The sequence below is a fragment of the Pseudarthrobacter enclensis genome, from assembly GCF_030811655.1.
GTDB classification, from domain to species: Bacteria; Actinomycetota; Actinomycetes; order Actinomycetales; family Micrococcaceae; genus Arthrobacter; species Arthrobacter enclensis_A.
This window is the reverse complement of sequence record NZ_JAUSRE010000019.1, coordinates 96,261-108,159: the sequence shown is the minus strand read 5'-3', so window position 1 is coordinate 108,159 and position 11,899 is coordinate 96,261. Positions and strand designations below refer to the sequence as shown.

Here is an 11,899-nt window from a genome sequence, read left to right as displayed (position 1 = left end):
GCCGGTTCCACCCCGCCAACGCCTGGGCAGCGGGCAGGTACGCGGACAGCCAGGCCATCCCGTCCCGATCCGCCCGGAACTCCACCCGCCGGTCCACAACGGACTTGGCATGGCGTTCTTCGATGCTTTCGGCGTGGTGGCGTTCGCGCCAGGTGCGGGCCTTGGCCCTGAACCGGTGGGCGGGCATCTGCCCGGCCGGGCAGCCCCGCGCCGGGTCAGGTGCGTCCGGGTCCAGGAAATGCGCTTCCAACGCCGACGCCCCCGCAGCATCAAGACACGCGCCCTCGTCCGCCATGGCCACCGCGTGGCCCCAGGACAGGGTCCCGGCCTGCAGCGCCGACAGGGTCAGCGGCAACTCCTTGACCACAGCGTGCGAGGTGGCCAGGAACGACGACGCCGCCCGCGGCCCAAGCGCCAGCACACACCCGATCTCCGCCGCGACCGCCATCTCCTGCGCCTGCACCGGCACCTCCGGCCCCGCAACAGCACACGCAGCATCCGCGTACACCACCGCCGACCTGGCCTTCAACGCGGCAATCCCTGCCTCCACCTCACGGGCACCAGCCAGAATCTCCAGGCAGCCGTCAGCCAAACCAGCCAATGGATCAGCCACCGAAAACGGCTCCGAACCAGAGCCCTCCACCTCCGCAACCAGCACGGCAAGGGCAGCACGCATCTCCGCCAACGCCCTCACCACCGCCGCTTTCCCCATAAACCCATCATGACAAGGGGGTACGACATTCTGGCCTACAGGGCGTATCTCCATCATCGCCCTGAAGGTCTGTACAACGAATGCCGGCCCACGGGAGACTGGCGCCATGCGCAAACTGACCTTCGGCATGAACCTGAGCGTGGACGGCTATATCGCCGCGCCCGGTGACGACCTCGGCTGGAGCGTACCAAGCGACGAGCTGTTCCAATGGTGGTCCGACCGTGTGGGGACGACGGAGCTGGCGCTGTACGGGCGCAAGCTGTGGGAGACGATGAGCTCGCACTGGCCCGCCGCCGACCAGCAGCCGGGCGTCACACCGGCGCAGAGTGAGTTCGCCCGCCGCTGGCGGGACATGCCCAAGGTGGTGTTCTCCTCGACGACCAGCACGGTCGACTGGAACACCCGCCTGGTCGCCGGCGACGCGGTCACCGAGATCACCCGGCTCAAGGCGGACGACGGCGGCCCCATGGACATCGGGGGCGCCGCCCTCGCCGCAGCGGCCATGCGGGCCGGGCTCATCGACGACTACGTGATGGTCACTCATCCGGTCCTGGTGGGCGGCGGCACGCCGTTCTTCACAGCCCTGGACAGCTGGGTGAACCTGCGCCTGGTGGAAACGCGGACGTTTCCCGACGGCGTACTCCTTACCAGATACGAGACCAGGAGCTGAGTGCCAGTCGTCGAATCAGCGCGGTATCGGGCTGCCCAAGTCCTGCCCGTCAGCCTAGGCTCCGCGCGGTTCGGCGGGACCGCCCGGCTCGCCGGGGCCACCGGAACCGTGCCAAAGGCAGACATCCACCTCGAACGGCAGCAACTGGTCCTGCTGTGCCATCAGGGAGGCGCCGTGCGCCGTCACCCGCCGCATGAAGTGGCGCCGGCACAGCGTCTCGTACCCCACGACCGGAGCGTGCTCCGCTTCGGTCGGGGCCGCGGCCTCAACCACCATGTCAACGTCGCCCACCACAACCTGGGCGCCCTCGGTGACCATGACGCCATCGACCGTCCTGGCATTGTGCGTGGCCCGGCGGCCACACCAGCACAGCGCTTCCACCTGCAGGACCTGCACCCGGTCCGCAAGCTCAATCAGGCGTTGGGAACCGGGGAAGAGCCGGGTGCGGAAATCGGCGGTGATGCCGAAGGCAAAGACGTCGACGTCGATTTCGTCCACCACTTTGGCCAGCTGCTCCACCTGCCCGGGAGTGTAGAACTGGGCTTCGTCGCAGATGAGGTAATCGATGCGCTGGCCCCGGGTACGGCGGATCATGACTTCCTCCCAGAAGTCGGTGGTGTCCTGCACCTCCACTGCGTCCGTCTCCAGGCCAAGGCGGCTCGAGATGCGGGACTCGCCCGCCCGGTCGTTCCGGCTGAAGCGAACTCCCCCGCGGCCACGCGCCCGATGGTTGTAGTCCATCTGCAGGGCAAGGGTGGACTTGCCGCAGTCCATGGTGCCTGAGAAAAAGATGAGCTCAGCCACGGCGGCGGGTCCTTCCTTCAGCGGTAAAGCACAGCAGCGGGACCTCCCGCTCGGCCTTGGTCAGGGAGCCGTGCTGGCCCACCACCTCCATGGCGGTGGGCCGCATCCGCCGTCCGTCGTAAAGCGCGACGGCGTCCCGCGCCGCGATCATCACGTCACCGATCCTGCCCGCGACAGCGGGCCGCACGTCACCGAAGAGTCCACCGGCCACGGCTTCATCCCGGGTGAAGGCCCACACCCGGTCACCGAACCGGCCTTTCCAGGCGGCGAGCAGACGCTCCGCGGCCCCGTCCGCTGCGGCTGCTTCCTCCAGGTACAGGTGGACCATCCGCGGCTCGCCGGCCGTGTGCCGGACGCCGTCCACCAGCCCGGGGTCCTGCGAAAAGTCGATGCGCTGGGATTCCGGGACGTCCAGCATGCCGTGGTCGGCAGTGAGCAGGATCGTGGTGCCGGCGGGGAGGGAGGAGTTGAGCCGCTTGACGGTGGAATCGAGTTCTTCCAGCTGGTGTTCCCACTGCTCGGAACGGCAGCCGTAACGGTGGCCGGCCTTGTCGAGTTCATTGACATAGAAATACATCAGGGAGGGGCCGGCGGCGGCCATGGCCTCGGCGGCAGCGGCGGTGCGCGCGTGTGCGGTCATCCCGGAGATAAACCGGCCCCCGCGCAGCGCAGCGCGGGTCATGGGCGACCCGTCAAACTGGGAAAGGCTGACGGTACTCACGTCCACGTGCGCGTCGATCCGTTCAAACACGGTGGGGAACGGCTGCCAGTCAGAGGGGTCCACACCGGGGTCCCAGTTCCCCAGCAGGTTGACCACTTTGTCCTGGTCAGGGTCCAGGACGTCGTAGCCCACCATGCCGTGCTGTCCGGCGGGGAGCCCGGTCCCGAAGCTGGATAACGCCGCTGCAGTGGTGGAGGGAAAGGCGGAGTCCAGCCACACCGGCACGTCGCCCTGCCCGGACTGCATCACCGCACGCAGGAAGGGCGTATGGGCGGCCTTTTGCTTCAGGAGGTTCCTGCCCAGGCCGTCCGCGAGCACAACGCAGACCCTGGACGCGTCGGGCAGCCCCAACGTGTTGGTGAAACCCTCCACGCCAAGGCTGGCTGCCGCACTGGTGAGGACCTCGGCGATCGAGCGGTGGCCATAGGCAGGAGCCGGCGGAAGGTCGGAAGTACGTGCGGAGGCTTGTACGGCGTGGTGGTCGTCCGGCATCTCAGCGCTGCTGGTGTCCGCGGCTGAGCCTGTTGCCGAACACTCCGGAACGCGGCCTGGGCGCCATGGACTGTGCGTGGGATACGGGGGCAGCGGAACCGGTGTTGACCGCGCGGAGCGCCCTGGCGAAGAGCTTGGCGTCCTGCACGGCCTGGAGTCCGTCTGCCTCCGCACTGATCCGCAGCACGATGTCTTCCTGGGCGATGGTCCCCGTGTAGCCGTGGTCGGCCTCGCACTGCGGGTCCCCGCAGCTGGCCGGCCCCATGTCCAGCCGCTGGCCCCCGGACCAGGCGATGGACAGGGTGAGTTCGCGGACGGGGTCGGAGGGCTTGTAGTCCTGCGGCTGGGCGTACATGTAGCTCAGGACCACCGAGCGGATCTGCGCCACGGGGACGGACTCTGTGGAGATCTGGGCGACGATCTGCTCCCCGGCTTCGTCCAGTTGCTGGTCATCCACGTGCGTGATGACCAGCATGTCAGCGGTCAGGACCAGCACCGTGATATGGCGGCGGACCTCGGCCCGGTCGAAGTGGGTTTCCAGGTGCACCAGGTGTGCCACGCAGTCCCGGCCGTCCAGTGCGTCGTCGACGACGTCCGACACGAGGCGCGGGTAGAATCCTGCCCTCTGCAGCGCGTCTTCCAGGCTCTGGCCCTGGATGCCGTGGTTGTGTGAGCTGTGCTGGCGGACTGCCTGGTTTTCATTTCCGGGCGTTTCGGGCGCCGAAGCGGGAGGCTGGAAGCTCATGCCCCCATTTTCACAGATCGTCCGGTCACTTGCTAACCGCGTCAGCCCAGCATGGCCCTCCGGGCGCTGTCCGTTCGCTGTGCGGCGTTGCCGATCCGGACATCGGCGGCGAGGATGGTCGCCCCTGAAGTACCGCACAGGACAGGGTTGAATTCCACAAGCGCGATCTCCGGATGGTTGTCCTTCATCCACGCCAGCCGCGCGGCCAGGTCCTCCAGCGCCTGGACGTCAACGGCCGGCAGCCCCTGGTAGCCGAAAAGCTTCCGTGAGGCCCGGGGTGCACGGATGAAGTCGTGGACGTCTGCGGCGGACAGCGGCGGAACCCGGTGGGCCCAGTCGTCGAGGAGGTTGACGGCGTCACCGGCGAGGCCGAACGAAATCACCGGGCCAAGCAACGGGTCTTCGATGGCCCGGAAGGTGCAGGCCTGGCCCACCGCTGCCATGGACTGGACCTCAAGGGCCGGGTCTCCGTAGGCGGCGAGCGCCCGCCGCATCTGCACCACGTTCTGGCGCAGCGATTCGGCGTCCTCGATCCCCAGGCGCACCCCGCCAAGGTCCAGCCGGTGCCGGAGGGCGGGGTCCGTGGTCTTCAGCACCACGGGCCAGCCGAGAGCTTCCGCCGCCTGCACGGCCTCGTCGGGCGTGGTGAAGGCCGCCGACGGCAGAACGGTGATGCCGTAATGCCCCAAAAGGGAAGCCGCTGCCGCCGGTTCCAGTTGCTTGAGCTGTTCACCCGTGACGTCCCGGAGCAGCTCATCGAGTTCGGCCTCGGCCTTGCGTGGATCGCAGCCTGCCGGTTCCACGAACTGTCCCTGGTCGCGGGCAGCCCATTCCGCGTACCGCACCACGGCGGCGAGCGCTGCGACGGCGGCACCGGGGTTGGAGAAGCAAGGGACGGTGCACGCGTCGGCACCCACCAGGCCCTCAACGTTGATGGCCGGATCCAGGATGCCGCTGAACGCCGCCACCACGGGTTTCCCCGCCGCGGCCGCACACTCCGCCAGGACCCGGGCCACGGCGTCAACGGTCAGGCCCCGGGCAGGCAGGAGGGCTGCGACGGCGGCGTGCACGGTATCCGGGGCCAGGGCGTCACTGAGGGCCTTCCGCAGCGCGGGGAGCGCCACCGACTGACCGGCGTCCAGGTCGAGGCCGGAGACCACCTGGGCCACGCCCAGCCCGTGCGCCACGGCGCTGTCCGCCACCACGTTGCCCAAGGCCTGGGAGTTGCTGAAGATGGCGACGTCGGGGCCGGCCGGAAGCGCCTGGCCGGACACCACCTGGGCGACGTCCACCAGCTCTTCCACGGTCTCCACGCGGATTACGCCCGACTGGCGCAGCATGGCGTCCAGGGCGCCGGCCGGCGCCTGGGTGGTCCGGACGGCGTGCCCGGGCGGCAGCCGCAATCCCATGGTGTCCGACTTGGCAACGATCACCGGCTTGGTGCGGGCCAGGCGCCTGGCGATCCTGGAGAACTTGCGCGGGTTGCCAATCGACTCCAGGTACAGGCCCACGGCGGTAGTGTCGGCGTCGTCCTCCCAGTACTGCATCATGTCGTTGCCGGACACGTCGGCCCTGTTGCCGGCCGAGAGCAGGCTTGAGAGCCCGAGGCGGCGCCGGCTGGACGCTGCGTACAGCGAGACACCGATCGCCGCCGACTGGCTGAACAGGCCCAGGCCCCCACGCAGTGGCATAGTGGGCGCCATCGACGCATTCAGCGACACGTCCGGGTGTGTGTTGGCGATGCCCAGCGACGCCGGCCCGATCACCCGCATCCCGTTGGCCCTGGCCTGGCGCACCAGGGCGCGCTGCCGCAACAGGCCACGTTCGCCGTCGTCCGCGAAGCCTGCCGTGGCAATCACCACGCCCTTGACGCCGGCAGCCGCGCAGTCTTCCACGACGCCGGCCACCTGCTCATAGGGCACGGCGATGATGGCCAGCTGGACGGGTTCGGGAACCTCGGACAGCTTGCCGTAGGGGATCATCCCGGCCAGTTCCAGCGCCTCCGGGTTGATGGCGTAGACGGATCCATGGAAGCCGCCTTCGATGATGTGCTCCAGCAGCTGGTACCCCACGGTGCCCCATTTGCGGCTGGCTCCGATGACGGCAACCGACGACGGCGTCAACAGGTCCCGGACGCTCTTCGCCTCCGCGCGGTGCTCGCGGGATTCCATGACGGCGCGCGATTTCTCGGTGGGCTCCACGTTGAACTCAAGGCTGACGACGCCGTCGTCGAAGTGCCGCTTGACGTCGTAGCCGGCGTCGGAGAACACCATCAGCATCTTGCGGTTCTCCGGCAACACTTCGGCGGTGAACTTGCGGATCCCGTTCTCGTGCGCGGCGGCTGCCAGGTGCTCCAGCAGGATGGAGCCGATGCCCCTGCCCTGGTGGGCGTCGGCGATGTTGAACGCCACCTCAGCTTCGGTGGGGTCGGTGAGGCGGTCGTAGCGGCCGATGCCGACGATCTCGCCGTGGATGGTGATGACGAACGCCACCCGGTCCTTGTAGTCCACTTCGGTGAAGCGTTTGAGTTCCTTGGCCGACAGCCTGGCCTTGAACGCGAAGAAGCGCATGTAGATTGAATTTTGCGACTGCCCGGTGTGGAAGGCCTGGACGGCGTCGGCATCCGACGGGTGGATGGGCCGCAGGTGCGCGGTTCCGCCGTCACGCAGGACGACATCGGCCTCCCAATGTTCCGGATATTCGCCGTCCCCGGGCTGATCCACCATAGGCTTAGCCTAGCCAAGAACTCCCGCAGCATGCCCGAAAAGCTGCCAGCACCCCCAGAAGGATCCACCAAACCCCATGGCCCGCCGCCAAAGTCCAGCCCCCATCGCAGACGACAACTACACGGAGAACATCGTCGATATCGATGTCACGTCCGAGATGCAGGGCTCCTTCCTGGAGTACGCGTACTCGGTGATCTACTCCAGGGCGCTTCCGGACGCCCGCGACGGGCTCAAGCCGGTGCAGCGCCGCATCCTGTACATGATGAGCGACATGGGCCTTCGCCCGGACCGCGGCCACGTCAAGAGCGCCCGCGTGGTGGGCGAGGTCATGGGCAAGCTGCACCCGCACGGTGACGCCGCCATCTACGACGCCATGGTGCGCATGGCCCAGGACTTCTCCCTGCGCCTGCCGCTGATCGACGGGCACGGCAACTTCGGCTCGCTCGACGACGGCCCGGCGGCACCGCGGTACACCGAGGCCCGGCTGGCGGCGGCCGCCCTCACCCTCACCAACCACCTCGACGAAGACGTGGTGGACTTCGTCCCCAACTACGACAACCAGCTCACCCAGCCGGACGTGCTTCCGGCCGCGTTCCCCAACCTGCTGGTCAACGGCGCCACAGGCATCGCCGTCGGCATGGCCACCAACATGGCCCCGCACAACCTGGTGGAAGTGATCTCGGCTGCCCGGCACCTGATCGCCCACCCGGACGCCACGCTGGAAGACCTCATGCGGTTCGTGCCCGGCCCTGACCTGCCCAGCGGCGGCAGGATCGTGGGCCTGGACGGCATCCGGGACGCCTACGCCACCGGCCGCGGCTCCTTCAAGACCCGGGCCAAGGTGGAAATCGAGCAGCTCTCGGCACGCCGCACCGGCCTGGTGGTCACCGAACTGCCGTACATGGTGGGCCCGGAAAAGGTCATCGAGAAGATCAAGGACGCGGTCAACGCCAAGAAGCTGACGGGCATCAGCGACATCGTGGACCTGACCGACCGCAAGCACGGGCTGCGGCTGGTCATCGAGCTCAAGAACGGTTTCAACCCGAACGCCGTCCTGCAGCAGCTCTACCGGTACACGCCGATGGAGGACTCCTTCGGCATCAACAACGTCACCCTGGTGGATGGCCAGCCGCAGACGCTGGGCCTGGTGGACCTGCTGTCCGTCTACGTCAACCACCGGATCAACGTGGTCCGCCGCCGGACCGTCTTCCGCCTGGGCAAGAAGAAGGACCGCCTCCACCTGGTGGAAGGCCTCCTCATCGCCATCGTGGACATCGACGAAGTCATCCAGATCATCAGGTCCTCGGACGAGGCCGCGGCGGCCCGCGAGCGGCTGATGTCCATCTACGACCTCACCGAGGTCCAGGCCAACTACATCCTGGAACTGCGTCTCCGCCAGCTCACCAAGTACTCCCGGATCGAACTGGAAAAGGAACAGGACGAGCTCCGCCGCGAGATCGCGGAACTGCAGGCCATCCTGGACTCGGAGGAACTGCTCCGCACCGTGGTGTCCGACGAACTCGGCGCCATTGCCGAGGAACACGGCACCCCCCGCCGGACCGTCCTGCTGGAGTCGGAAGCTGTCTCCCCCACCGTGGCCGCCGAGATCGCAGGGGCCAACGGAAAAAAGGGCAAGGCGGCGCCGCTGTCCCTGGAGATCGCCGACGACCCCTGCTGGGCCATCCTCACAGCCTCCGGACAAGTCGCGCGCACCGCCAACCAGGATCCCCTGGCCGAGGCCGGTCCCCGCAGCAAGCATGACGTGTACACCTCAGTGGTCAAGACGTCGGCCCGCGGCGAAATCGCGGCCGTCACCTCGCTGGGCCGCATGCTCCGGCTGCAGGTCATGGACATGCCCGTGCTTGCACCAGTGGGCGGGCTGCCCAACCTCGCCGGCGGCGTCCCGGCCAAGGAGTTCCTCACCCTGGTGAAGGGCGAATCCCTGGTGGCGTTCGTGCGCCTTGACGAGGTCCTGGCCATCGGCACCGCCCAGGGCGTGGTGAAGCGCGTCCAGCCTGACTACCCCCTGAACCGCGAAGACTGGGAAGTCATCACCCTCAAAGACAAAGACGCGGTGGTGGGAGTGGCTCCCGCGGGCGCGGATGACGCAGAACTGGTCTTCATCACCAGGGAGGCGCAGCTCCTGAAGTTCCCCGCCTCCGCGGTGCGGCCGCAGGGGCGCACCGCCGGCGGCATGGCGGGAATCAAACTTGCCGCGGGCGACCATGTGGTCTTCTTTGGGGCGGTGCAGCCCAAGGATGAGGCCGCCGTCGTGGTCACCATCGCCGGCACCAACGGCGCCCTCCCCGGCACCGCCCCGGGCACTGCCAAGGTGACCGCCTTCTCCGAGTACCCGGCCAAGGGACGCGCCACCGCCGGCGTCCGGGCACACCGGTTCCTCAAGGGCGAGGACATGCTCCTGCTGGGCTGGGCAGGACACGGACCGGCGAAGGCCTCGTCCGCCGTCGGCGTTGCCAGGTCGCTGCCGCAGGAACATGGCCGCCGCGACGGCTCAGGTGTCCCGCTCTCGCAGGCCGTGGATGCAGTGGGCCCCGCCATGGCATGGGCGGACGGCGCGTCGGCGGAGGCCTAGCAGCGGCCGGGGCTTCTCCTCGGAGGACAGGCCCGGGATACGGACAAGCTGGAGCTCAGCCGGCCACGTCCCGCCGCCGGAAGCCGGGGACGGCGAGCGCCACCAGCACGGCGATGGTGAGGGCGGACACCAGCACGCTGTCCCACGCAACCCCCTTCCGCAGCGGGTCCTGGCCGATGTACTGGAAGAACGGGGAGGCTTCCTGGATCCTGTCAAAGGCGTCCACGAGCGGCGCAAGCGCGTTGATGATGTACGCCAGTACCGCCAGGACGGCCGGGATGCCGCGGCTCAGTCCCGTCCGTCCCGTGGCCGCCGACAGCGCCAGTGCCAGGGAGCCGAAAACAACGCCCAACAACGCCAGGTGCAGCATGGCGGCCGCCACCTTGTCCGGGGGAAGGACCATGTCTGCCAGGTTGCCCTCCAGCACCAGTGACAACCCCATGACCGCGGCCAGCAGGAACGTGCCCAGCACCATGGCCAGGAACTTGTCCACCACCACCCGGCCCCGTCCCACCGGGTTGGACAGCAGCAGGTCCATCGTGTGCCGGTCTTCTTCCCCGCCGATGGCCCCCGCGCCCGCGTTGATGGCGTAGATCAGCACGGCAATGGGTCCCATGAAGGACAGGAGTTCCACCTGGATGTACCCCGTGGGAGTGGACATGTCGGCGCTGGAGGTGGCGAACAACGACCGGAACGCCTCCGGCATTTGGTCGATGAAATCGCTCATCGACGGCTGCGACTTCACCGACGGCCAGATTGCTGCATACGTGGCCACAATGAGCGCCAGGGAGAGGGCCCAGGCAAGCAGCAGCCGGCCCTGGTCCCGGAGTGTCTTCGTGAGGACGCTAGTGAGCATGGCCTGCCGCCGTTCGGGCAACGGTTCCGGCGGCCGCCGGTGGCGTCTGTCCTGGTTGACCGTCCATTCCGTAGTAGCTCAGGAATGTCTCCTCCAAGGGGGCTTCGGAACATTCGAAGTCCTCCACCTCCCGTGCACTGACCAACTTCAACAGAGCGTCGAGGGCGGACTGCGGGGCGTTGCAGCTTAGTGTGTGGCCGTCCACCAGCAGGTCCCGCACGCCGGGCACACCGCCGAACTCCGCGGCGGACACCTCCACGGCAAAGCGGGCCCGCACCCGGTGGAGGGAGCGGGCGGCAAGGTCCTGCAGCCGCTCCACCGCCACCAGTTGCCCCGCGCGCACCACCCCGATCCGGTCCGCCACGCGCTCCACCTCACCCAGGACATGGGAGGAGAAGAGCGCCGAACCGCCGCCGGCAGTGTGCTCGCGGAGGATGGAGTGGAAAGTCTGCTGTACCAGCGGGTCGATGCCGCTGGTGGGCTCGTCCAGGACCAGCAGCCGCGGCTGCGACATCACGGCCAGGACGACGGCGAGCTTCTGCCGGTTCCCGCGCGACAACGTCCGGGCCGGACGGTCCAGGTCCAGTTCAAGCCGGTCTGCCACCCCGGCTGCCCGGCGGCGGTCGTCCCGGTGGCGCAGATGGGAACAGTAGGCCACGTGCTGGTTCCCGGTGAGCCGGTCGTAGAGGGCCGGCTCGCCGGGCACGTAGCCCACCAGGCGGTGGACTTCCCTGGACTGCCGCCACGCATCGAACCCCAGCACGGACGCCGTGCCCGACGTGGGCCGCAGCATCCCCATGAGGAGCCGGATGGTGGTGGTCTTGCCCGCCCCATTCGGGCCGAGGTAGCCGAACACCTCGCCGGGTCCGATGGTGAGGCTCACGCCGTCGAGCGCCGTGTTGCGGCCGAACCTCTTGGTCAGGCCGGCCAGCTGCACCATGCTTTCGTTGTCTTCCCTGCCCCTGCGCGTTTCCGGGCTCATGCCGCAACGGTAGGCGCGCGGAAGGCGGCATCCCAGAGTCTTTCGGCCCGCAGCGCCTAGACTGCTCCCATGCCTATCGTTCCTGATGAGAAGGACTGGACCTGGGTCCTGTCCCGTCCCTGCCCGGAGTGCTCCTTCAATGCCTCGAGCGCCACGCCGGCAACGGTTCCGGGAAGCATCGAAAGCATGATTCCCCGCTGGCTGGCCGTCCTCCGCCGCCCGGACGCCTCCCAGCGTCCGGACGACGACACCTGGTCCCCCGCGGAGTACGCCTGCCACGTGCGGGACGTGTTCACTCTCTTCGCCCAACGCCTGAACCTCATGCTGGCCGAGGACGGTGCCCGCTTCGCGGACTGGGACCAGGACCGGACGGCCATCGAGAAGGACTACGCCAACGCCGACCCGTCCGAGGTGGGGCCCGAACTGGCAGCGGAAGGGCACGAAGCCGCCGAATCCTTCGCCCAGGTTCCCGAAGAGGACTGGGGACGGAAAGGCCTGCGCAGCAACGGCTCGGAATTCACCGTCCTAACGCTCTCGCAATACTTCCTGCACGACGTCGTCCACCACCTGCACGACGTCAACGGCTAGGACAGCGGGC

General features: G+C 68.3%; 9 protein-coding genes and 1 pseudogene. 3 read left to right on the top strand and 7 right to left on the bottom strand.

The window, feature by feature from the left end:
• A pseudogene (locus J2X98_RS16880) lies at positions 1–712 on the bottom strand (HNH endonuclease signature motif containing protein); the annotation flags it as partial.
• 106 nt (positions 713–818) lie between these two features.
• Here J2X98_RS16880 and J2X98_RS16875 point away from each other — a divergent pair.
• Entirely contained in the window at positions 819–1,382 is a 564-nt protein-coding gene (locus J2X98_RS16875) for a dihydrofolate reductase family protein (RefSeq protein ID WP_307310454.1), read from the top strand.
• Between the two features lie 54 nt (positions 1,383–1,436).
• Here the strand turns inward: J2X98_RS16875 and J2X98_RS16870 are convergent, their stop codons facing one another.
• The 4 genes from J2X98_RS16870 to J2X98_RS16855 are packed head-to-tail and all read right to left on the bottom strand — an operon-like array spanning position 1,437 to position 6,870.
• Positions 1,437–2,186, bottom strand: coding sequence for a thymidine kinase (locus J2X98_RS16870; RefSeq protein WP_307310451.1), 750 nt, complete (start codon positions 2,184–2,186; stop codon positions 1,437–1,439).
• The gene (locus tag J2X98_RS16865; protein ID WP_141940920.1) at positions 2,179–3,399 is read right to left on the bottom strand and encodes an alkaline phosphatase family protein; all 1,221 of its coding nucleotides are present in this window, start codon (positions 3,397–3,399) and stop codon (positions 2,179–2,181) included. The genes J2X98_RS16870 and J2X98_RS16865 overlap by 8 nt, the downstream gene beginning before the upstream one ends.
• Position 3,400: 1 nt before the next feature.
• Positions 3,401–4,144: a DUF5998 family protein gene (locus J2X98_RS16860; protein WP_141940919.1), complete on the bottom strand. Its 744-nt coding sequence runs from the start codon at positions 4,142–4,144 to the stop codon at positions 3,401–3,403.
• Positions 4,145–4,185: 41 nt separating this feature from the next.
• The gene (locus J2X98_RS16855; RefSeq protein ID WP_307310447.1) at positions 4,186–6,870 is read right to left on the bottom strand and encodes a bifunctional acetate--CoA ligase family protein/GNAT family N-acetyltransferase; all 2,685 of its coding nucleotides are present in this window, start codon (positions 6,868–6,870) and stop codon (positions 4,186–4,188) included.
• A 76-nt stretch (positions 6,871–6,946) separates the two neighbouring features.
• Between J2X98_RS16855 and J2X98_RS16850 the strand changes: the two genes are divergently transcribed.
• Positions 6,947–9,463 (top strand): DNA gyrase/topoisomerase IV subunit A, encoded by a 2,517-nt coding sequence (locus J2X98_RS16850; protein WP_307310444.1) that lies wholly within the window; start codon positions 6,947–6,949, stop codon positions 9,461–9,463.
• Positions 9,464–9,518: 55 nt separating this feature from the next.
• On the opposite strand, the gene J2X98_RS16845 is transcribed toward J2X98_RS16850, so the two are convergent.
• Positions 9,519–10,319 (bottom strand): ABC transporter permease subunit, encoded by an 801-nt coding sequence (locus tag J2X98_RS16845; RefSeq protein ID WP_307310441.1) that lies wholly within the window; start codon positions 10,317–10,319, stop codon positions 9,519–9,521.
• Positions 10,309–11,301: an ABC transporter ATP-binding protein gene (locus J2X98_RS16840; protein WP_307310438.1), complete on the bottom strand. Its 993-nt coding sequence runs from the start codon at positions 11,299–11,301 to the stop codon at positions 10,309–10,311. The genes J2X98_RS16845 and J2X98_RS16840 overlap by 11 nt, the downstream gene beginning before the upstream one ends.
• A gap of 69 nt (positions 11,302–11,370) precedes the next feature.
• Between J2X98_RS16840 and J2X98_RS16835 the strand changes: the two genes are divergently transcribed.
• Positions 11,371–11,889 carry a DinB family protein gene (locus J2X98_RS16835; protein ID WP_307310435.1) on the top strand — a complete coding sequence of 173 codons (519 nt, stop codon included), beginning with the start codon at positions 11,371–11,373 and terminating at the stop codon, positions 11,887–11,889.
• Positions 11,890–11,899 lie beyond the last annotated feature (10 nt).